The sequence below is a fragment of the Fundidesulfovibrio putealis DSM 16056 genome, assembly GCF_000429325.1.
GTDB lineage: Bacteria > Desulfobacterota > Desulfovibrionia > Desulfovibrionales > Desulfovibrionaceae > Fundidesulfovibrio > Fundidesulfovibrio putealis.
Genome location: NZ_AUBQ01000016.1, coordinates 32,666 through 52,759, shown reverse-complemented (window position 1 = coordinate 52,759; position 20,094 = coordinate 32,666). Strand labels below are relative to the sequence as shown.

At 65.2% G+C, this 20,094-nt stretch carries 21 protein-coding genes; 14 read left to right on the top strand and 7 right to left on the bottom strand.

The features are described from left to right. The first annotated feature begins 48 nt into the window (after positions 1 to 48). From G453_RS0113805 to G453_RS0113770, 8 genes are all read left to right on the top strand, one after another. A complete protein-coding gene (locus tag G453_RS0113805; RefSeq protein ID WP_027191535.1) occupies positions 49 to 921 on the top strand; it encodes a class I SAM-dependent methyltransferase in 873 nt (290 codons plus the stop codon). A 147-nt stretch (positions 922 to 1,068) separates the two neighbouring features. Continuing rightward, a complete protein-coding gene (locus G453_RS0113800; protein WP_027191534.1) occupies positions 1,069 to 1,989 on the top strand; it encodes an ABC transporter permease in 921 nt (306 codons plus the stop codon). Next, a complete protein-coding gene (locus tag G453_RS0113795; protein WP_027191533.1) occupies positions 1,986 to 3,254 on the top strand; it encodes a M16 family metallopeptidase in 1,269 nt (422 codons plus the stop codon). Before G453_RS0113800 ends, G453_RS0113795 begins: the two co-directional genes overlap by 4 nt. Further along, a complete protein-coding gene (locus G453_RS0113790) occupies positions 3,230 to 3,793 on the top strand; it encodes a macro domain-containing protein (protein WP_043645839.1) in 564 nt (187 codons plus the stop codon). The genes G453_RS0113795 and G453_RS0113790 overlap by 25 nt, the downstream gene beginning before the upstream one ends. A gap of 9 nt (positions 3,794 to 3,802) precedes the next feature. After that, a complete protein-coding gene (gene hslV / locus G453_RS0113785) occupies positions 3,803 to 4,345 on the top strand; it encodes an ATP-dependent protease subunit HslV (RefSeq protein WP_027191531.1) in 543 nt (180 codons plus the stop codon). Further along, positions 4,342 to 5,718 carry an ATP-dependent protease ATPase subunit HslU gene (gene hslU, locus G453_RS0113780; protein ID WP_027191530.1) on the top strand — a complete coding sequence of 459 codons (1,377 nt, stop codon included), beginning with the start codon at positions 4,342 to 4,344 and terminating at the stop codon, positions 5,716 to 5,718. The genes hslV and hslU overlap by 4 nt, the downstream gene beginning before the upstream one ends. Before the next feature lie 13 nt (positions 5,719 to 5,731). Beyond that, complete coding sequence (argB, locus tag G453_RS0113775; RefSeq protein WP_027191529.1) at positions 5,732 to 6,622, top strand: acetylglutamate kinase; 891 nt, start codon at positions 5,732 to 5,734, stop codon at positions 6,620 to 6,622. Beyond that, on the top strand, positions 6,619 to 8,277 hold the full coding sequence (locus tag G453_RS0113770) for a tetratricopeptide repeat protein (RefSeq protein ID WP_027191528.1): 1,659 nt from the start codon (positions 6,619 to 6,621) through the stop codon (positions 8,275 to 8,277). The genes argB and G453_RS0113770 overlap by 4 nt, the downstream gene beginning before the upstream one ends. 122 nt (positions 8,278 to 8,399) lie before the next feature. Here the strand turns inward: G453_RS0113770 and G453_RS0113765 are convergent, their stop codons facing one another. After that, positions 8,400 to 8,753 carry a hypothetical protein gene (locus G453_RS0113765; RefSeq protein ID WP_156920937.1) on the bottom strand — a complete coding sequence of 118 codons (354 nt, stop codon included), beginning with the start codon at positions 8,751 to 8,753 and terminating at the stop codon, positions 8,400 to 8,402. 8 nt (positions 8,754 to 8,761) lie between these two features. After that, complete coding sequence (pyrR, locus tag G453_RS0113760) at positions 8,762 to 9,310, bottom strand: bifunctional pyr operon transcriptional regulator/uracil phosphoribosyltransferase PyrR (protein WP_027191526.1); 549 nt, start codon at positions 9,308 to 9,310, stop codon at positions 8,762 to 8,764. Between the two features lie 141 nt (positions 9,311 to 9,451). On the opposite strand from pyrR, the gene G453_RS0113755 reads away from it, so the two are divergent. The 5 genes from G453_RS0113755 to G453_RS0113730 all read left to right on the top strand — a co-directional run bounded on the left by G453_RS0113755 (position 9,452) and on the right by G453_RS0113730 (position 13,795). Further along, positions 9,452 to 9,769 (top strand): IscA/HesB family protein, encoded by a 318-nt coding sequence (locus G453_RS0113755; RefSeq protein WP_027191525.1) that lies wholly within the window; start codon positions 9,452 to 9,454, stop codon positions 9,767 to 9,769. 266 nt (positions 9,770 to 10,035) lie between these two features. After that, the gene (locus G453_RS28825) at positions 10,036 to 10,356 is read left to right on the top strand and encodes an IscA/HesB family protein (RefSeq protein ID WP_235731766.1); all 321 of its coding nucleotides are present in this window, start codon (positions 10,036 to 10,038) and stop codon (positions 10,354 to 10,356) included. A gap of 140 nt (positions 10,357 to 10,496) precedes the next feature. After that, positions 10,497 to 10,886 carry a response regulator transcription factor gene (locus G453_RS0113740; protein WP_027191523.1) on the top strand — a complete coding sequence of 130 codons (390 nt, stop codon included), beginning with the start codon at positions 10,497 to 10,499 and terminating at the stop codon, positions 10,884 to 10,886. Between the two features lie 23 nt (positions 10,887 to 10,909). Then, positions 10,910 to 12,652, top strand: a complete 1,743-nt coding sequence (locus G453_RS24105) for an HD-GYP domain-containing protein (RefSeq protein ID WP_043645835.1) — start codon at positions 10,910 to 10,912, stop codon at positions 12,650 to 12,652. 105 nt (positions 12,653 to 12,757) lie between these two features. Beyond that, a complete protein-coding gene (locus G453_RS0113730; protein ID WP_027191522.1) occupies positions 12,758 to 13,795 on the top strand; it encodes a threonine aldolase family protein in 1,038 nt (345 codons plus the stop codon). Between the two features lie 360 nt (positions 13,796 to 14,155). On the opposite strand, the gene G453_RS0113725 is transcribed toward G453_RS0113730, so the two are convergent. The 3 genes from G453_RS0113725 to G453_RS24100 are packed head-to-tail and all read right to left on the bottom strand — an operon-like array spanning position 14,156 to position 17,036. Then, complete coding sequence (locus G453_RS0113725) at positions 14,156 to 15,196, bottom strand: TRAP transporter substrate-binding protein (protein WP_043645834.1); 1,041 nt, start codon at positions 15,194 to 15,196, stop codon at positions 14,156 to 14,158. A 33-nt stretch (positions 15,197 to 15,229) separates the two neighbouring features. Beyond that, positions 15,230 to 16,510 (bottom strand): TRAP transporter large permease, encoded by a 1,281-nt coding sequence (locus tag G453_RS0113720; protein WP_205620071.1) that lies wholly within the window; start codon positions 16,508 to 16,510, stop codon positions 15,230 to 15,232. Further along, positions 16,503 to 17,036, bottom strand: coding sequence for a TRAP transporter small permease (locus G453_RS24100; RefSeq protein ID WP_084502348.1), 534 nt, complete (start codon positions 17,034 to 17,036; stop codon positions 16,503 to 16,505). Before G453_RS24100 ends, G453_RS0113720 begins: the two co-directional genes overlap by 8 nt. Before the next feature lie 131 nt (positions 17,037 to 17,167). On the opposite strand from G453_RS24100, the gene buk reads away from it, so the two are divergent. Then, complete coding sequence (buk, locus tag G453_RS24095; RefSeq protein ID WP_051272420.1) at positions 17,168 to 18,256, top strand: butyrate kinase; 1,089 nt, start codon at positions 17,168 to 17,170, stop codon at positions 18,254 to 18,256. Here the strand turns inward: buk and G453_RS0113705 are convergent. Together G453_RS0113705 and G453_RS27310 are read right to left on the bottom strand one after the other, a co-directional pair. Next, positions 18,249 to 19,028, bottom strand: a complete 780-nt coding sequence (locus G453_RS0113705; protein ID WP_027191519.1) for an amino acid ABC transporter ATP-binding protein — start codon at positions 19,026 to 19,028, stop codon at positions 18,249 to 18,251. The genes buk and G453_RS0113705 overlap by 8 nt on opposite strands. Further along, positions 19,015 to 20,070, bottom strand: a complete 1,056-nt coding sequence (locus tag G453_RS27310) for an amino acid ABC transporter permease (protein ID WP_084502347.1) — start codon at positions 20,068 to 20,070, stop codon at positions 19,015 to 19,017. Before G453_RS27310 ends, G453_RS0113705 begins: the two co-directional genes overlap by 14 nt. Positions 20,071 to 20,094 lie beyond the last annotated feature (24 nt).

The window sequence follows — 20,094 nt, the reverse complement described above, 5'->3', positions numbered from 1 at the left end:
TGCGCCGTGCTACCCGTCCTGTGGCCGCAGTTTCCACCGGAGGCATCCATGCTCGATACCGCCGCACTGACCGACTACATCATAGAAAACACGGCCTTCCGCCGGAACGTGTACACCATGATTCCCGACGGGGCCTCGTCCATACTGGATTTCGGCAGCGGCGCGGGCGGGCTGATCCTTCGCCTCAAGCGCGACAAGGGCTGCACGGACCTGCACGCCCTGGAAATCAACCGCGAGGACGCCATCCGCCTGGCCCCTCTGGTGGACCACGTCTGGTGCCTGGACTACGAAAAAGGCGACACACTGCCCCCCGAGTACAAGGGCTATTTCAAGTACATCATCCTGCACGACGTGGTGGAGCACCTGTACGACCCGTGGGTGACCCTCTCGCGCATCCGCGAACTCCTGGCCGAAGACGGCCTGCTGATCGTGTCCACCCCCAACATCCAGTACTGGGAGCTCCAGTATGAGATCATGCGCGGGCGCTTCCACTACGGCCCCGGCCTGTGGCACACCGGCCACCTGCGCTGGTACACCCCGGCCAGCCTGGCGGAGCTCCTGGTTATCGGGGGCCTCAACATCGAGAAGTTCTACCTGGACATCCCCGACAAGGTCTCGTTCCTGCGCCTGAGCCAGGGCAAGGAGGTGAAGCAGGTCAGCTTTCCCCCCGTGGAACTTGCCGCCCGCCACCCGGACAAGCCGCCCATAATCGTGAGTTATCCCGAGGACATCAGAAAATCATACCCGGTTTTCTTCGCGTTCAAGCTGATCGCGGTGTGCTCCAAGGGCGTCCTGCCTTTCGAGCTGACCCACGTAACCTACAACTGCCCGTACCTGGAAAGCATGCGCGAAAAGCTGCACATGGACTCCGACCTGTACACCCCGTTCGAGATGATCCCCCTGATCGGGACGTCTCATTGATCCGTCCGCTGAGCCAGATGGCCCCGCGCCAATCGAGCCTGGGAACGCAGACGCCGCAGCGCTCTCCCACTCCGGCCCGCATGCCCCGGATGCGGGGCATAACCGCTCTTGGAAAGCGCCGCCTCACATGCTAAAGGGTTGCCCTCCATGAACGATCTCGCATTCCTCCTCACCCTGACCTTCAAGTCCTCCATGGCCGTGCTCCTCGCGGCTCAGGGGGAGGTGCTTGCCGAACGCGCCGGGGTGATCAACCTCGGGCAGGAAGGCATGATGCTCATGGGGGCGCTCACCGGGTTCTGGGTGGGTTTCGTCACGGGCAGCCCGGTGCTGGCCTTCGCGGCCGCCGGGGCAGTGGGCTCGCTGCTGGCCTGCCTGCACGGGTTCTTCGCCATCCGCCTGGGGGCCAACCAGCTGCTCTCGGGCATCGCCCTGACCATCCTGGGCACGGGGCTCTCCAACTATCTGGGGCGCGGACTCATCGGCAAGATCGGCCTGCGCGTCCAGGAGACGCCCATCCCCCTGCTCTCGGACATCCCTTTCATCGGGCAGGTGCTCTTCAGGCAGAACGCCGTGGTGTACCTGGGCATCCTGGTCACCCTTGCATCCTGGTATTTCCTTGGCCGCACCCGCATGGGCCTCACCGTGCGCGCCTGCGGAGAGAACCCCGCCGCCGCCGACGCCATGGGCGCGCCCGTGGCCGCAACGCGCTTCGCGGCGCTTGGCGCGGGCGGTTTCCTGTCGGGCATGGCCGGGGCGTATCTGTCGCTGGTGTTCACGCCCGGCTGGAAGGAAGGCATCACGGCAGGCCAGGGCTGGATCGCCGTGGCCATCGTCATCTTCGCGGGCTGGCGGCCCGTGTGGGCCATGGCCGGAGCGCTGTTCTTCGGGCTTCTCTCCGCGCTCCAGTTCTTTTTCCAAGCCACGGGCATCCATCTGGTGCCGCTCTACGTGTTGCGCATACTCCCCTACGTTCTCACAATCCTCACACTGAGTCTGGCCACCGCCCTGGGCCGCAGGGGTCACGCCCCGGCGGGCCTGGGCAAGCCGTACTTCCGCGAGAATTCATGACACTCCCCTACGACAACCGCCTCCACACCCTGGACAACGGCCTGCGCATCGCCACCGAACACCTTCAGGGAGCCCGCAGCGTAAGCTTCGGCATCTGGATAGAGGCAGGTTCGGTCCACGAGGCCCCCGGCCAGGAAGGCATGGCCCACCTCTGGGAACATCTGGCCTTCAAGGGCACGAAGCGCCGCTCCGCCCTGGACATCGCCAAGTCCCTGGATCTCTTGGGCGGCTACTCCAACGCCTACACCAGCCGCGAGCACACCTGCTTCCACGCCCGCGTGGTGGACACGCATCTGGACGAGGCCATGGACATCCTGGCCGACATCGTGCTCTCGCCGCGCCCCTCGGCGGACGACCTGGCCCGCGAGACCGACGTGGTGCTCCAGGAGATCGCCATGGTGGAGGAGGACCCGGAAGACTGCCTGATGGAGGCCTTCTGGCGCGAAATCTGGCCGCAGAGCTCCCTGGGGCACTCCATCCTGGGCATGCCCGAGACGGTCCGCAGCTTCGATCTTTCCGGGCTGGAGAGCTGGCGCACCGCCCATTACCGCCCCGGCAGCATCCTGGTCTCCGCAGCCGGGCACGTGCATCACGAAGCCTTCCAGGGCATGGTGGAGCGCCACTTCGGGTCGCTGCCGGAAGGCTCGCCCCTGTCCGCCCCGCCCCTAGGCCGCTACACCCCGGCCGTGCTCATGCGCGAGCGCGACACCGAACAGACCCACGTGGGCATCAGCTTTCCGGGCCTCGGGGCAACCGACGAGCGCCGCTTCGCCATGGGCATGCTGAACGCCGTGCTCGGCGGCAACATGTCCTCGCGCCTGTTCCAGGAGATCCGCGAACGCCGGGGACTGGCCTACACGGTTTACTCTTTCGCCAACGCCATGAGTGGCCAGGGCGTGCAGCAGATCTACGCCGCCGTGGACCCGGAGCGCACCGGCGAACTGCTGGACTGCCTGCGCCAGGAGCTGGCCAAGCTTGCAAGCGGCGGCGTGACCCCGGAGGAACTGGAGCACGCCCGCGACCACCTGCTTTCCGTTTTGTACCTGACCCTGGAATCGAGCGAGGACCGCATGTCGCGCCTGGCCCGCAACCAACTGCTGCTCGGGCGCTTCGTCCCGCCCGAGGAGACAGCCTCCCGCTTCGAGGAGGTCACCCTGGACGAAGTGCGCGCCCTGGCCGCAGAAATCCTCGACCCGGCCCGGGCCGGACTTGCCGTCATGGGTCCGACCGTGGACCCCGGATGGGCCGGAACCTTCAGGCCGTGACCCGCTTCGACGTCGCTCCGGGCGTGCTGATCCTGGCCCAGGGCGACATCGCCTCTTCGGAAACGCAGGCCGTGGTCAACGCAGCCAACTCCCGGCTGGCCGGGGGCAGCGGCGTGGACGGGGCCATCCATGCGGCGGCAGGACCGCAGCTTCCGGCGGCCTGCCGGGCGATCATCGCCGCGCGCGGCGACGTCGCGCCCGGAGACGCGGCCATCACGCCGGGCTTTGGCCTGCGCGCCGGATACATCATCCACGCCGTCGGCCCCATCTGGCGCGGCGGCCACTCCGGCGAACCACAGGCCCTGGCCTCGGCCTACCGCACCAGCCTGACCCTGTGCCGCGAGCACGCCATCGGCTCCGTGGCCTTTCCCGCCATCAGCTGCGGGGCCTACGGCTATCCCGTTGAGCTGGCCGCCCCCATCGCGCTGCGCGAACTGGCTCGGGGCCTCGCCGAGGGGCTGGTGCGCGAAGCCCACATGACGCTTTTTTCCCTTCAAGCATATGAAACCTGGCTGGGCATATCCCGCCGCATCCTGTAGGAAATCCCAATGGACATCCACGGAACCACCATACTGGCCGTGCGCGACGCCAAGGGCGTGGCCATGGCCGGAGACGGACAAGTCACCTTCGGCCAGGCTGTGGCCATGAAGCACTCGGCCCGCAAGGTCCGCCGCCTGTACAAGGACCGCATCCTTGCGGGCTTCGCCGGGTCCACCGCCGACGCCTTCACCCTGTTCGAGCGCTTCGAATCCAAGCTGGAGGAGTTCTCCGGCAACATCACCCGCGCTTCGGTGGAGCTGGCCAAGGACTGGCGCAAGGACAAATTCCTGCGCAAGCTCGAAGCCATGCTCCTGGTGGCCGACGCCACCACCATCCTGATCCTCACCGGCGCAGGCGACGTGATCGAGCCCGACGACGGCGTGGCCGCCATCGGCTCCGGCGGCACCTACGCCCTGGCCGCAGCGCGGGCACTTGCCCGCAACACCGACATCGGCGCTGCCGAAATCGCGCAGAAGGCCATGGACATCGCAGCCGAGCTGTGCGTCTTCACCAACTCCAACATCGTCCTGGAGACAGTGGACAAATCATGAACTCGCTCACCCCGCGTGAAATAGTATCCGAACTGGACCGCCACATCGTGGGCCAGCACCAGGCCAAGCGCATGGTGGCCATCGCCATGCGCAACCGCTGGCGCCGCCAGCAGCTGGACCCGGCGCTGCGAGACGACATCGCCCCCAAAAACATCCTCATGATCGGCCCCACGGGCGTGGGCAAGACCGAGATCGCCCGCCGCCTTGCCAAACTCTCCGGCTCGCCCTTCCACAAGGTGGAGGCCACCAAGTTCACCGAGGTGGGCTACGTGGGCCGCGACGTGGAATCCATGGTGCGCGACCTCATGGAGCTTGGCGTGCGCCTGATCCGCGAGGAAGAGGCCGGGAAGGTGCGCATCAAGGCCGAGACCGCCGCCGAGGAGCGCCTGCTGGACCTGCTCTTGCCCCCCATGGGACGCGCCGCGCCGTCCTATGCCGCCGACGCCATCGATGTCACTCCGGGAGGGTCGGCTGGCACGGGCGAAGAGGGCGGCTCCACCCGCGACAAGCTGAAAAAGCTCTGGCGCAAGGGCGCGCTTGACGACAAGCAGGTGGAGATGGAGGTCATCATCCCCTCCCCCACCGTGGACGTCATGGCCATGCCGGGCATGGAGGAGCTGGGCAGCCAGTTCAAGGACATGTTCTCCAAGGTGTTCCCCCAGAAGCGCAAGGCCCGCAAGCTCAAGGTGCGCGAGGCCTACGAGATCCTCATCGCCGAGGAGTCCGAGAAGCTGGTGGACATGGACAAGGTGGCCGAGGCCGCCAAGGAACGCGTGGAGCAGACCGGCATCCTGTTCATCGACGAGATCGACAAGATCTGCGGGCGCGGCAGCCAGGGCGGCTCAGGCCCCGACGTGTCGCGCGAGGGCGTGCAGCGCGATCTGCTGCCCGTGGTGGAAGGCTGCGTGGTGAACACCAAGTACGGCATGGTGCGCACGGACCACATCCTGTTCATCGCAGCCGGGGCGTTCCACTTCTCCAAGCCGTCCGACCTGGTGCCGGAACTCCAGGGACGCTTTCCGCTTCGCGCCGAGCTGTCGGCGCTCGGGCGAGAGGAGTTCCTGCGCATCCTCACCGAGCCGCAGAACTCGCTGACCGTGCAGTACAAGGCGCTGCTGGCCACCGAAGGCGTCACCGTGGAGTTCCCCATGGAGGGCCTGGAAGAGGTTGCCACGTTCGCCCAGAAGGTGAACGACGACACCGAGAATATCGGGGCGCGCCGCCTGTACACCATCATGGAAAAGATCATTCAGGACCTGTCCTTCGACGCCCCCGACCGGGGCGGCGAGACGGTTGTCATCGACAGGGAATATGTTCGCGAAAAGCTGAAAGACGTGGCAGAGGATCGCGACCTCACCCGTTATATCCTTTAAAGGACGCCGCATCATGGAAAACACCGCCCACAGCCAGGCCCGCGTGCTGCTCGAGTCGCTGCCCTTCATCCGCAAGTTCCACGGCCAGACCGTGGTCATAAAGTACGGCGGCCACGCCATGAAGGACGAAGCCCTGAAGAAGAGCTTCGCCCTGAACGTGGTGCTGCTCAAATACATCGGGGTGAATCCCGTCATCGTGCACGGCGGCGGCCCGCAGATCGGCCAGATGCTCACGCAGCTTGGCATCGAGTCGCATTTTCGCGAGGGGCTTCGCGTCACAGACGACGCCACCATGGACGTGGTGGAGATGGTGCTGGTCGGGCGCGTGAACAAGGAGATCGTCAACCTGATCAACCTGCACGGCGGCGCGAGCGTGGGCCTCTCCGGCAAGGACGGCTGGCTCATGAAGGTGCGCAAGCTCGAGATGGTGCTCACCCGCGAGGACGCCCCGCCCGAGATCATCGACCTGGGCAACGTGGGCGAACCCGTGCACATAAACGCCGGGCTCATCCGCACCCTCACCGGCAGCGGGGTCATCCCGGTGATAGCGCCCGTTGGCGTGGACGAGGCAGGCAAGACCTACAACGTCAACGCCGACACCGCAGCCGGGGCCGTGGCCCAGGCCCTGGGCGCGCGCCGCCTGATCCTGCTCACGGACGTGGCCGGGGTGCTGGACGCCGAGGGCAACCTGATCGAGTCCATGGACCTTCGCGAGGCCAGCTGGGCAATCCAGGACGGCGTGGCCAAGGGCGGCATGATCCCCAAGCTGAAGTGCTGCATGGAGGCCGTGCAGTCCGGCGTGGAAAAGGCGCACATCATTGACGGGCGAGTGGAAAACTCCCTCATCCTGGAACTGTTCACCAAGTCCGGCGTGGGCACGGAAGTGACCCACAAGCACTCGTGAAGCACCCCAGTCCTTTCGCGCGGCGGTTCCTGCGGGCCGCCGCGCTTTTCGCTTCATTCCTGGCCGTTCTCGCGCTGGCGGCAGGATATATTTCCCCATCAGCGGCCACTGCCGCCCAGGCTCCGGCACCTGCTCCCGCCTTGCAACGCACCCTGGTGCTGCCGCTCCAGCCTGCGCCCGGCATGAACTACGACGGAACCGGACCGGCGCTCCAGAACGTCATGGAGAACATGCTGTCCCTGAACCCGGCCCTGGAAGAGACCTATCTCCTGCGCCACATGCGCGACCCCTTCCCCACCGCCGCCGACCTCCAGGACTACATCCGGGGCCAACGCCACGCCAGCGCCCCCCTGGCCGGGGCCGCGCGGGAAGGGGCGCGCTACGTGCTGGGCGGGACCGTCATCTCCGACGCCCGCGCGGAAGTATGGATCATGGACCTGCTGACCGGCAGGACCGCTTCCAAAGTGCTGCCCGTGGACGCCCAGGGCGGGCTTGTGGCTTTTCGCAGGGAGCTTATGGATTTCCTGGCCGCGCAGCAGGCCCAGGCCGGGATGGCCGGGATGGCCTTCCCTCCTCAGCAGGCCGCCAAGGCCCTGGCCCCCGAGGCCACCAGCCTTGAGGCCCTGCGCCTGTTCGGGCGCTCCTACGGATCCTATCTGGTGTTTTCCCACCTGGGCAACCGCGCCTACCTGGACCTGGGCCTCTCCCGGCAGGCAGCCGGGGCCGCGCCGCAGGCAGCGCTGGTGGCCAATATGCACGGCTGGCTGCTCCACGCCCTGCGGCAGTCGCCAGCCGACGAGGAATATTTCCGCAAAGCCCTGAAACTGGACCCCAACAACGTGGACGCCCTGGACGGCATGATGCAGACCGCCCTGGCCAAGGGCGGCATCGACGCCGCAACGCCCTGGGCCTTGCGCAAGGCCAGGACGCGTGGAGCGGACGTCGGCCCGTCGCTGGCCGAGATGCATATGGTGCTGGGTAACAAGGCCGGGTACGAAAAACGCCTCCCCGTGGCTGCCGCGCACTTCAGGAAAGCCGTGGCCCTCTCTCCTGACTCAGAACAGGCGCCCATCCTGCTGGCCAGGACTCTGGACGCCATGGACATGAACAAGGAGGCGCACAAGGTGCTGGACGCCCGGCTGAAGCGGCCCGCCAACCCGGCAGTCGCCAGCATGCTGCTCAATTTCAAGGCCCGCCTGTACCGCTGGAACGCGTCCGCCTTCCGGAGACAAGGCCAGACAGGGCCGGAAAAAGACGAACTGGAGAAGGCGCTGGACGTATTGAAGACCAGCCCCATCCCGGACATGTTTGAATATTCCCTGGCCCTGCAACGGTTGGCCATCATCGCGTTCGAAAGCGGCGAGTACGTGCTGTCCAGCAGGTACCTGGAAGCCATCCCCCTGCAAAAGCACCATGACCCGCTCTTCGTGGAGGCGCTGTCGGCCCACGCCCTGGCCGGAGCCGGAGACCGGGTGTCGGCGCGGGACCTGGCCCGGACCCTGTCCGTGAAATACGCGGAGCGCGCACGCGCGCGGGAGCCTGTCTCCGAGCGGGCCTACGGGGCCCTGGAGCAGACTTTCCGGGGCCTGGAGGACGCCGCTATGGCGGAGTCTCTCAAGCGCCAGCGCGAGGCGCTGTTTCCGCCGCGCCAGTAGGACTGTTCCGGCACGCTCCGTCAGGACTAGAAATGACTGAGGCCCTCGCCGGTTCGGCGGGGGCCTTCTTTATCCGCCGTGTACGGCTAAAAGAAAAGGCGCGCCGCAGCGCGCCCCGCATGCTATTTCTTGGGCTGGAACACGAGCTGACATTCGCTGATCGCCGCCGAAAGCTTCTTGGCCGTAGCTGCGTCCACCGGTGAGCCCATCTTCATGACGGTCTCCAGTTCCACGAACTCCTTAAGTGAAAACGCCTTCATGACGCCCTTAAGGCTGCATTCGCAGTAGGCCTTGGCCAGCCGCTCCAACTCGGCGGGATCGGCCACCGTGCCGGCGACTCTCTCCTTGGCAGCGGGAATGCACCCCGCGATGAATTCGTCTCGCACGGCCTGCGGATATTCCTCCTGCCGGGAGCAGCCGCCCATGCCGAGCACCGCCACGCAGGCCAGCGCAAACGCGCTTAATGGCAAACGCATGGTACGCATCATGCCGCCGGGTCGCCGTCGGCCAGACGCACTTTGTCCTCGCCGTCCTGCTCCTTCACGTACACGTCCACCCGCTCCTCGCGCGAGGTGGGCAGGAGCTTGCCCATGTAGTCGGCCTGGATGGGCAGCTCGCGGTGTCCCCGGTCCACCAGCACCAGGAGTTCCACCTTCCTGGGACGACCGAAATCGAGGATGGCCTCCAGGGCGGCGCGAACGGTGCGCCCGGAATAGAGCACGTCGTCCACCAGGATGATCTTGCGCCCGTCGATGGCGAAGGGGATTTCCGTCTGGTTGATCTGGGGCTGGTGCGCCAGATTGGTCCAGTCGTCGCGGTACAGGTTGATGTCCAGCTTGCCCAGGGGCAGTTCGCAGGAGAGGCGCGATTCCAGTATCCTGCGCAGGCGCTGGGCCAGCTCCACGCCCCGGCGCTGCACGCCCACCAGGGCGAGCTCGGTGCACTCGCCGTGGCGCTCCAGGATCTCGAAAGCCAGCCGCTCCAGGGTGCGCGACATTTCCTTGCCGTTCATCACAATTTTTTGGCGCTTCATAACCTGTCCAAACGATGCTGTTTTTTGAATATTATCCGATATCGCCGGGCAAGGCAAACCCGGTCATCAAACTTTCGTATTTGACCAAGTGCACATCGAGACCTACTTCACTGGTCAAGAATAATCCGAACGGAGGAATTCATGGTTACAGTTACCGAAACCGCGAAGGCACAGCTCGACGCGTACTTCGCTGAAAATCCCAAAGCTCCCATCCGCATCTTCCTGAGCAGCGGCTCCTGCGCCGGGCCGCAGCTGAGCCTGGCCCTGGACGAACCCAAGGATTCCGACGACGTGTTCGACGTGAACGGCTATTCCATCGTCGTGGACAAGGAACTCCTGGCGGAAGCCAAACCCCTGACCGTGGAATTTGGCGGCGCGGGCTTCGCCGTGCAGTCCAGCCTGAAGCTCGGCGGCGGTTGCGGCGGCGGCTGTTCCTGCTCGAGCGGCGGCTGCTCCTGATCCGAAACGTTCCCCCTGGCCTCGCCACCGGCGACACTTCACAACAGTTTTGAACGTTTGCGGCGATGCGTCCCTACCGGCAACGGGTGGGACGCATCGCCGCTGATGGTTCGCGCAGCGCTGAACCGGGCGCCGTACTTCCAAAGCAACTCGCCTTCAGCCGTTATTACCACTGCCTCTTTCAACTATAGATAAATCTCGCATTTGACAAAGACGACCTCTGAGCTTACCTATCAGATTGACTTTTATCATCTCAGGAGGCTCCAATGTTTACCCTGACCGAAGCTGCAAAGAAGCAGCTGGATTCGTACTTCGCGGACAAGGAGAAATCCCCCATCCGCGTGTACCTCTCTTCCGGCGGCTGAGCTGGCCCCCGGCTGGCATTGGCTCTGGACGAGCCAAAAGATACCGATGATGTTTTCGATGCGGACGGCTACTCCTTCGTGGTGGATAAGGAACTCATGACCAAGGCCCAGCCCATCACCGTGGACCTGTCCTACATGGGCTTCCAGGTCAATTCGAGCCTGGAACTCGGCGGCGGCGGATGCTCTTCCGGCTCCTGCTCCTCCGGCTCCTGCTCCCAATAGTTTATGCACTCCAGGGCGGCGGCCAGTCCGCCGCCCTTCTCCACCGTCCCTCCGCATCCTGGCATCGTTGCACTTCACCTCCCGAAACAATTGGCGTATGAGTGCCCGATCGCGACGCACCTGCATGCTCTGGAGCTCTGATGCCCGGCAAGATTCTCATCGTTGACGACGAAATACATATCCGCATGCTCCTCGAGCAGACGCTTGAGGATCTGGAAGAAGAGCACGGCGTGACCATCCTTTCCGCCTCCAACGGCGAAGAGGGGCTCTCGCTCATCAAGCGGGAAAAACCCGACGTGGTCTTCCTGGACATCATGATGCCCAAATTGAACGGATACGAGGTCTGCCGCCGCATCAAGGACGATCCCACGCTCTCGGGCTCGCTCCAGATCGTGCTGCTGACGGCCAAAGGCCAGGAAGTCGACAGGCGCCAGGGCCTGGAACTGGGAGCCCGCCACTACATGACCAAGCCCTTCGACCCCGACGAGGTTCTCGCTACCGCCCGAACCCTGCTGGGCATCCCCCGCTGACAACGCGCCCGAAGTCGCGTCCCATGGTTTTACGCAGATTTCTCAGAAACAACGATCTTTCGCCCCTGTTCGCCAAGGCCAAGGCGCTCCTCGACCCAGGTTGGGGCGTGGGCATCGTCCAGGGCGGCAGACTTCTCGCGGGCCTGGGCATCGAGGACGACCATCTGGATCAGCCCGGAGCTTTGCGCTTCAGCTCGTCCTTCTCCACAACCGGCCAGCCCGCCGGACATGTGGTCGTGGCTCCGACCCAGGCCACGGGCGGCCATTTCGCGGTCCAGAACGTCCAGCTGGTGGCGGACTTCCTGGCCCAGAGCCTGGAGATGCTCCTCAAGCAGGACGAAGCCCGGCGCGCCCTGGCCACGGACACCCTGCAGAAATACCGGGAGCTCTCCCTGCTGCACCGGGCCACCGTGGGCCTGAACACATCGCTGCGCCTGCGCGAGGTCGGTCGCGCCCTGCTTGCCGAATGCCAGTCCGGCGCGCTTCCCATGGAAATGGGCATGCTCTTCCTGCGCGACAACGACAACGAGGACCCCTCGCCCATCGCATCCTTCGGCCCCGCAGGCGCGCACCAGCTGGAACGCATCCTCTCCGGGCCGTTCTTCGCCGACATCATGCGCAGCGGCAAAGGCGAGATCATAAGCGACCTCTCCGCAGATTCCCGCTGGCATGACGAGGTCCCCGGCCTGAAGTCGCTCCTGGCCATGCCCATCGTGGCCGCCGACTCGCGCGTGGGGGCGCTCATCCTGGCCAGCGCGCGCGACATCCCGGTGGAAGCCTCCCACCTGCAGTACGTCACCACGCTGGCCTCCGTGGCCGGAACCGCCATGGGCAACGCCGTGCACTTCGAGAGCATCCAGACCCTGATGAAGGCCCTGCTCCAGGCGCTGGCCACCGCCATCGACGCACGCGACCCCTTCACCGCCGGGCACTCCCACCGCGTGGCCCGGCTGGCCGTGGCCCTGGGCAAGGTGGTCCATCAGGACGACTCCCGCTTCAAGGACGTCGCCTTCGACGGCAATGGGCTGGCGGAAATCTTTTACGCGGGCCTGCTGCACGACGTGGGCAAGATCGGCGTGCGCGAACAGGTGCTCACCAAGGCGTCGCGCCTGCCAGACTCCCACATGCAGGTCATCGGCATGCGCATGGCCCTGCACTCCGAGGTGATCGGGGCGCCCTGGAAGAACAACTTCGAACGCCTGCGCCGCATCAATCGCTCCGACACCATAAGCCGCGACGACGCCGCCCTGGTGATGGAGATAGGGCAGCAGGAGATCAGCGTCTACGGACAGCTGATGCCGGTGCTCACCGACGAGGAAGCCATGGCCCTCATGGTGGCACGGGGGAACCTCCTGCCTGAGGAACGACGCGAGATAGAACGCCACCCCACCGAAAGCTTCCGCATCCTCCAGCACATCCCCTTCCCCCGCAACATGCAGAACCTCCTGGACGCCATCTTCCAGCACCACGAGCGCCTGGATGGCTCAGGCTACCCTTCCGGACTCAAGGGCGACGAGATCTCGCTCATAACCCGCATCCTCATGATCGTGGACATCTACGACGCCGTCACCATGGAGCGGCACTACAAGCCCGCCCTGCCCAGGGCCAAGGCCCTGCTGGTGCTGGAGGACGAAGCCGAACAAGGCAAGCTGGACAGGCACCTGGTGAACCTCATGGCGCAACACATCGAGCAGATCGAGGAAGATTCCCAGAACATGGACATGCACCAGGATTTCGACGCCATCCTCTCAATCGCCCCGCGCTAGCCTCCCCTCGCACCCGATTTCCGCCGCCTCCAGCCACACGCATCTTGCGCCCGGCCCCGGTCTCGATTAGGCAGCCTGATCGCCAGACATGCCGAGGGGATCACCATGCACAGCTTCGCCAGCGACAACAATTCCGGCGTCCATCCCGCCGTCCTCGCCGCCATCGCCAAGGCCAACACCGGCCACGCCGTGGGCTACGGCGCGGACCCCTGGACCGAGGCCGCACAGGACTCCTTCCGCACCGAATTCGGCCCGGACGCCCAGACCTTCTTCGTGTTCCTGGGAACCGCCGCCAACGTCCTTTCCCTGAACGCCCTCACCCGCTCGCACCACGCGGTCATCTGCGCCAGAACCGCCCACATCAACGTGGACGAGTGCGGCGCGCCTGAGCGCATGCTGGGCTGCAAGCTGCTCACCTGCCCCGGCACGGACGGCAAGCTCACGCCGGACGACGTGCGCCCCTTCCTGAACGACCTGGGCAACGAGCACCACAACCAGCCGCGCGTCATTTCCATCACTCAGTCCACGGAACTGGGCACCGTCTACCTCCCCCAGGAAATATTGGCCCTGGCCGATTTCGCCCATCAGCACGGCATGTTCCTGCACATGGACGGCGCGCGCATCGGCAACGCCGCCGCCGCGCTGAACCTGAGCCTGGCCGCCGTCAGCCGCGACTGCGGCGTGGACGTGCTGAGCTGCGGCGGCACCAAGAACGGCATGATGTTCGGGGAGGCCGTGGTCTTCTTCCGGCCCGAACTGGCCAGCGAATTCCGCTACCAGCGCAAGCAGGCCATGCAACTGGCCTCCAAGATGCGCTTCATCTCCGCGCAGTTTTCCGCCCTCCTCGCCGACTCGCTGTGGCTTTCCAACGCCCAAAACGCCAACGCCATGGCCCGGCTGCTGGCGCGCGAGGCCGCTGCCGTCCCAGGCGTCACGCTCACCCGCCCCGTGGACACCAACGCCGTGTTCGCGCGCATCCCGGCCAAGGCCGTGGCCGCGCTTCAGGAGCGCTATTTCTTCTACGTGTGGAACGCCTCGCAGGCCGACGCGCCCGAAGTGCGCTGGATGTGCTCGTTCGACACCACCGAGCAGGACGTGCTGGCGTTCGTCCAGGCGCTGCGCGGCGTGATGGCGGGAATGTAAGGAGGAGAAGGCCTCCGGCGGGCAAAGAGGGCTCCGCCCTCTCTGCACTCTCCCGCCAGGGGGATGATCCCCCTGGACCCTCAGTTAGCTTCGCGTAACATATCGTCACTTCTAACAATAAAGGCCTGAAGCGCGAACCGCGCTCCAGGCCTTATATTCTTGGAAATCGCCGTCTTCGGCGATGGCTGGCCGCCGGGATAAGCCGCTTTGGGCGTTCCCGGCGGTATCCCCCGCGCTCCCCCTGCCCAGCCTGCACACGACGCGAAGCGGAAAGCCGGGTCCAGGGGAGGCTTCTCCCCTGGCGGGTACAGGGCGGAGCCCGCCGGGGTCCGGGGCGGAGCCCCGCGCCTCTCCTCTCCCCTACTTGCCAGCCTTCTCGGACTCGGCGATGGCGGTCAGGAAGTCGTTCATCAGCTGTTCGCCTTCGGGTCCGAGGGCTTCCTTGATGTAGGCCTTCACGGCAGGCACGGCCACTTCGCGGAACTTGGCCTTCTCCTCGGCGGTCAGGGCGTAGACTTCCATCTTCTTGGCCAGGGCGGGCAAGCCGCGATCCGAGGCTTCAATCACGCGGGCCAGACCGCGTCCGGCCACGATGGCGGACTTGGCCGCGTAGTTGACCACGTCCATCTCCTGCGGGGTCAGGGACTTGTAGAACTCGGGGTTCATGACCCACACGTAGGGGGCGAAGATGTGCTCGGAGAGGGTCAGATACTTCTGCACCTCGTCGAACTTGGCGAAGGCGATGATGGGGATGGGGTTCATCTGCCCGTCGGCCACGCCGGTCTGGAGTGCGGTGTAGACTTCGGCCCAGGCGATGGCCACGGGCTGGCCGCCCAGGGCGGAAACCATGCGTTTGTGAGTTTCCAGGCCCATGGTGCGGATCTTCAGGCCCTTCAGGTCGTCGGGGGTCTTGATGGGCTTCTTGGAGTTGGAGAAGGCGAAGAAGCCGCCGGAGTCGCCAAAGCCCAGCACCTTGAAGCCGGTCTTCTTGGTGATGTCGGCGGAGAGCTTCTGGCCGAAGGGGCCGTCCAGCACGGCGTAGGTGGCGGAGATGTTGGGGAAGGCGAAGGGGATGTCCAGCACGCCGATGGGCGGATACATGGCCGCGAAGCCGCCCACGGAGAAGATGCCGGACTGGATGACGTTGTCCTTCACCTGCTGGAGCACCTCGTTGTCCTTGCCCAGCTGCGAGTTGGGGAAGGTCTGCACCTTCACCTTGCCGTTGGTGCCCGCCTCCACCAGGGACTTGAACACCTGGGCCATGGCTCCGGTGGAGTTGTCGAAGGGGTCGTCCTTGTTCAGGTGGTGCAGCTTGATCACTTTCTGGGCCAGGGCAGCTCCGGGCAGCACGAACATCACGGCCAGGGCGGCGGTCAATAAGAGCGAGACGAGTTTACGCATGCCTGCCATCCTTCTTGCGGTTGAAGTTTCGTTCTAGTTTAACAGCAGCCGTGGTCCGAGCATCGCCAGGTCCGTCCAGAAGGTGATGATGAAGAGAACCGTCACCTCCACGATGATGAACGGCCAGAGCGATTTGGCGATGTTTTCGAGCTTCTCCCCGGTGATGGAGCACAAAACGAACAGACAAGCTCCAACCGGCGGCGTCATGAGACCGATGTTCAAGGACAGGACGATCATGATGCCCGCGTGCACCGGGTCCATGCCGATGGAGGCGGTCAGCGTGCCCAGCACCGGGGCCAGGATGATGAGCGCGGCGTTGATGTCCAGGATCATGCCGATAAACAGCAGCAGGACCAGGATCAGGGCCTTGATGATCACGGGGTCGCGGGAGATGGAGAAGAAGAAGGCTGCGATGGCCTGGGGGATCTGTTCGAATGTCATCCACCAGGAGAGGATGGACGCCGCCGCGATGATCAGGAACACGATGCCCGTGACCCGCGCCGTGCGGATGCACATCTCCAGCACGTCGCCCAGGGTGACGGTGCGGAACACGAACATGCCCACGATGATGGCGTACATCACGGCGATGGCCGCCGCTTCGGTAGGGGTGACTATGCCGGTGAGGATGCCGCCCAGGATGATAACCGGCATGAGCAGCGGGATGATGGACGCCTTGAAGGACACGAAGATGTCCCACAGGCTGAAGTGCGAGCGGCTCTTGGGCAGGCAGAGTTTCCGCGCCAGCGACGCGATGACCGCCATGCAGGCCACGCAGATCATGAGGCCGGGCACGATGCCCGCCGCGAACAGCCCGGCGATGGACACGCCCATGAGCGAGCCGTAGATGACCATGAGGTTCGAGGGCGGGATGGTGGGGCCGATGATGGACCCGGCCACCGTCACCGCGCAGGCGAAGGGCCGGGTGTAGCCCTGGCTGACCATGGCCGGGACCAGGGTGTTGCCAAGCGCGGCGGCGTCGGACACGGCAGCCCCGGTCATGCCCGCGAAGATGGTGGAGGCCACGATGTTGGAGTGGGCCAGGCCGCCGCGCATGTGCCCTACCAGGGCGTCGGTGAAGGCCACCAGCCGCAGGGTGATGCCGGACTTGTTCATGATCTCGCCCGCCAGGATGAAGAAGGGCATGGCCATGAAGGTGAACAGGTCCAGGCCCTCGAAGTAGCGCTTGGGGGCCATGGCCATGAAGTTCACGCCGCCGATCTGCAAGAGCCCCAGAATGCCGGTGACGCCCAGCACGTAGCCGATGGGCAGGCCGATGAACATGAGCACGATGAAGGCGATGGCGACGCTAATCATTGAGGGTCCCTCCAGCCAGGGAGCATTCCTCGGCTTCGTGCTTGGCGTGTCCCATGGAGGCCAGGATCATGAAGGCGGTCAGGATGCTGGAGACCGGCACCGCCGCGAACGGCACGGCCATGCTCATGTGGAAGATGGTGGCGAACTGGCTCGCGCCCTTGACGGTCATGCCGATGCCGAACCAGGTGAGGAACAGGAAGAAGGCGACGCCAATGAGGTCCAGGACGAAGCGGACCGTGCGTTGCATGGAGGGGGAGAAGTGCCGGAACACGAGATCCAGCCCGATGTGCTCGCGCCGGTAGGCGCCGATGGGCACCGCCAGCAGCGCGCCCCAGATCATCACGTAGCGCGAGAGCTCTTCCGTCCAGGTGAGACCGAGGTCCACGGTGTAGCGGGAGAAAATCCCCAGCCAGACGATGACCACCATGGCGGCCATGCACAGGCCGCAGACCACTTCCAACGTCCGGTTCAGTCTTCCCGCGAGTCCGTACAGGCCGCCCGCAGGGAGATTACGTGATTCGCTCATGCATTCTCCCGCGTGTCGCAATGTGACAGAAAAGCTTGGAATGACACTATATCGTCAGGACTCCGCCAGCAACGGCAAATAATCTGATTCATCTTATTGAAAAATTTCGGGGATATGAGATGACAACCCGCATGACGCACCGAATCCTGACCATAAATCCGGGCTCCACCTCCACCAAGGCTGTTCTTTTCGAAGGCGGGAAATGCCTGCTTGAGGTGGAACTGGCCCACGACAGGAGCGAACTGGGGCGCTTTGCACGCGTGATCGACCAGCTGGAACACCGGGTGGAGCGCCTGAAGGCCGAACTGGGCGATCCGACCGCGCTCGGCAGGCTGGACGCCGTGGTCGGGCGCGGGGGCTTTCTGGCTCCCATCCCCGGCGGGGTCTACGCCGTGAGCCAGGCCATGCTGGACGAACTGAGCGTGGCCGCGCACGGGGATCACGCCAGCAACCTGGGGGCCTTCATGGCGCGCGAGTTCGCGGAGCTTTTCGAATGCCCGGCGCTCATCGTGGACCCGGTGGCCACGGACGAGCTGATGGACGCCGCACGCCTGACCGGCCTGCCCGAAGCGCCGCGCCGCAGCATCTTCCACGCGCTGGGCCAGCGCGGGGCCGCACGCGAGGCAGCGCGCAGGCTTGGGCTCGACTACGAGCGGGGCCGCTTCATCGTGGCCCACCTGGGCGGGGGAATTTCCGTGGGCGCGCACCTGAAGGGGCGCGTGGTGGACGTGACCAACGCCCTGGACGGCGAAGGCCCCATGAGCCCCGAGCGCTCGGGCTCGCTGCCGCTTCTGCCGGTGCTGAAGCTGATCGAGGACGGGGTGTACACTCCCGCGCAGTTGCGCGAGGTGCTGACGCGCCGGGCCGGGCTCGCGGCGCACCTGGGCGAGAGCGACCTGCGCCGGGTGGAAGCGCGCATGGACGCGGGCGACGAAAAGGTCCGGCAGGTGTTCGAGGCCATGGTATACGCTATCGCCAAGGCAGTGGCTTCGATGGCCCCTGCCCTGGAAGGCCGGGTGGAGGCGGTGGTTTTCACAGGCGGGATGGCCCGCAGCACACGCCTGACGCACGAGCTGACGCGCCTGACCGCCTATCTGGGGCCGGTGGTCGTGGTGGCCGGGCTGGAAGAGATGGAGACCATGGCCCGTGGCGCGGAGCTTGCGTTGTCGGGCAAACTGCCCGTCCAGACGTATCCGCCGGAGCCCGCCGCCGCTACATGATCTTATCCATGAAGGAGCGGATGCGCGGCATCTCGCAGTCGGAGCCGAAGAATTTCGCTGGCGGGTCGGCCAGCAGGATGCGCCCGGCCTCCATGAAAGCCACGGTGTCGGCCACTTCGCGGGCAAAGCCCATGTTGTGCGTGACGATGACCATGGTCATTCCCTCGAAGGCCAGCTTCTTGATGGCCTCGAACACTTCCCCCACCAGTTCCGGGTCCAGCGCCGAGGTCGGCTCGTCAAAAAGCATCAGCTTGGGCTGCATGGCCAAGGCCCGCGCGATGGCCACGCGCTGTTTCTGCCCGCCCGAGAGCGTGGCCGGGAAGCGGTCGGCCTTGTCGGCCATGCCCACCTTGCCGAGCACCTCCATGGCCAGGTCGCGCGCCTCGTTCCTGGGGCGGCCAAGCACGGTGACGGGACCTTCCATCACGTTGCCCAGGGTGGTCATGTGCGGGAACAGGTTGAACTGCTGGAACACCATGCCGATCTGGGTGCGCAGCGCGCACAGGTTCTGCTGCGTGTCCAGCACGAGCTTGCCGCCCACCTGCCTGTATCCCGCGCTCCTGCCCTCGAAGCGGATCTCGCCCGCGTCGATGGTCTCCAGGAAATTCATGGCCCGAAGCAGGGTGGACTTGCCCGAACCCGAGGGGCCGATGATGACCACTTTCTCGCCGCGCGACACGGTCATGGACACGTCGTCCAGGGCGTCGTGCTCGCCGAAGCGTTTGCGCAGGTTCAGACACTCGATGAGGGGATGCGTGTCAGCGTTGCTCATAAATGCCCACGCGCGCCTCGATGCGCTCGAAGATGAAGGTGAACACGGTGGTAAAGAACAGGTAGATGATGCCCGCCAGGATGATGGCGGTCACGTTGAAGTAGGTGTTGAACATCTGGTCGGCGGCGCGCATCAGTTCCACCATGGCGATGGTGGAGACCAGGGCCGTGTCCTTGATGAGCGCTATGAACTCGTTGGCGATGGGCGGAACCAGACGCTTGTAGGTCTGGGGAACGATGACCCGGCGCATGGCCTGGCCGTAGGTCATGCCCAGGGCCTTGGCCGCCTCCATCTGCCCGCGCGGGATGGACTCGATGCCTGCGCGGATGATCTCGGCCAGATAGGCCGAGTAGTTCACGCCAAGGCCGATGAGTGCGGCGGACAGTGGCTTTAGCGTGATGCCCATGGACGGCAGGCCGTAGTAGATGAAAAAGAGCTGGAGCAGGAGCGGCGTGCCGCGAAACAGCCAGATGACCATCCAGCACGGGGCACGCAGAAATTTAAAGGAGCTTATGCGCCCAAGCGCAATGAGCAGGCCCCCCACCGGGGAGATGATGATGGTGCAGAACACCAGCAGCAGCGTCATTCCCGCACCCACCAGCAGCGAGGGCAGAAAACGCCAGCAGTCCTGGAGGAAGCGCTCCCAGGCGGGCATGCGCTCGCGCTCGATGGAGATGATGAGGTTCTTGGCTTCGGCGTGCTCGGAATAGTGGGCCAGCACCTCGCGCGCGGCGGCGACCGCGCCGTTGAAATCCTTGGAGGCGATGCGAAGCCGCGCCACCTGCATGCGGGCGCTGGCGTAGAGCCCTTCGTCCTCGGCGTCGGCGATGGGCGCGGGGACTTGCAGGAAGATGGCCTCGGCGTCCTGGAGACGGCCTTCGGCCATGGCGTCGCGCCCCTGGCGCATCAGCGTTTCGGAGTCCTGCGCCTGGGCGGGAAGAGCCCCCAGCAGCGCGGACAGAGCGCATAGGGCGCACAGGACGATAAGCCCTCTTTTCAGAGCGACTCTCAGATGCCTTAAACTGTATGATTTGCCGTTCACGACGCGAAGCCTATGGAAAGTTTT

What these genes read in the sequence shown, in the direction of transcription:
- G453_RS0113805 (WP_027191535.1), top strand. Translation starts at nt 49, where the DNA reads ATGCTCGATACCGCCGCACTGACCGACTACATCATAGAAAACACGGCC.
- G453_RS0113800 (WP_027191534.1), top strand. Translation starts at nt 1,069, where the DNA reads ATGAACGATCTCGCATTCCTCCTCACCCTGACCTTCAAGTCCTCCATG.
- G453_RS0113795 (WP_027191533.1), top strand. Translation starts at nt 1,986, where the DNA reads ATGACACTCCCCTACGACAACCGCCTCCACACCCTGGACAACGGCCTG.
- G453_RS0113790 (WP_043645839.1), top strand. Translation starts at nt 3,230, where the DNA reads ATGGGCCGGAACCTTCAGGCCGTGACCCGCTTCGACGTCGCTCCGGGC.
- hslV (WP_027191531.1), top strand. Translation starts at nt 3,803, where the DNA reads ATGGACATCCACGGAACCACCATACTGGCCGTGCGCGACGCCAAGGGC.
- hslU (WP_027191530.1), top strand. Translation starts at nt 4,342, where the DNA reads ATGAACTCGCTCACCCCGCGTGAAATAGTATCCGAACTGGACCGCCAC.
- argB (WP_027191529.1), top strand. Translation starts at nt 5,732, where the DNA reads ATGGAAAACACCGCCCACAGCCAGGCCCGCGTGCTGCTCGAGTCGCTG.
- G453_RS0113765 (WP_156920937.1), bottom strand. Translation starts at nt 8,753, where the DNA reads ATGCGTTTGCCATTAAGCGCGTTTGCGCTGGCCTGCGTGGCGGTGCTC.
- pyrR (WP_027191526.1), bottom strand. Translation starts at nt 9,310, where the DNA reads ATGAAGCGCCAAAAAATTGTGATGAACGGCAAGGAAATGTCGCGCACC.
- G453_RS0113755 (WP_027191525.1), top strand. Translation starts at nt 9,452, where the DNA reads ATGGTTACAGTTACCGAAACCGCGAAGGCACAGCTCGACGCGTACTTC.
- G453_RS0113740 (WP_027191523.1), top strand. Translation starts at nt 10,497, where the DNA reads ATGCCCGGCAAGATTCTCATCGTTGACGACGAAATACATATCCGCATG.
- G453_RS24105 (WP_043645835.1), top strand. Translation starts at nt 10,910, where the DNA reads ATGGTTTTACGCAGATTTCTCAGAAACAACGATCTTTCGCCCCTGTTC.
- G453_RS0113730 (WP_027191522.1), top strand. Translation starts at nt 12,758, where the DNA reads ATGCACAGCTTCGCCAGCGACAACAATTCCGGCGTCCATCCCGCCGTC.
- G453_RS0113725 (WP_043645834.1), bottom strand. Translation starts at nt 15,196, where the DNA reads ATGCGTAAACTCGTCTCGCTCTTATTGACCGCCGCCCTGGCCGTGATG.
- G453_RS0113720 (WP_205620071.1), bottom strand. Translation starts at nt 16,510, where the DNA reads ATGATTAGCGTCGCCATCGCCTTCATCGTGCTCATGTTCATCGGCCTG.
- G453_RS24100 (WP_084502348.1), bottom strand. Translation starts at nt 17,036, where the DNA reads ATGAGCGAATCACGTAATCTCCCTGCGGGCGGCCTGTACGGACTCGCG.
- buk (WP_051272420.1), top strand. Translation starts at nt 17,168, where the DNA reads ATGACGCACCGAATCCTGACCATAAATCCGGGCTCCACCTCCACCAAG.
- G453_RS0113705 (WP_027191519.1), bottom strand. Translation starts at nt 19,028, where the DNA reads ATGAGCAACGCTGACACGCATCCCCTCATCGAGTGTCTGAACCTGCGC.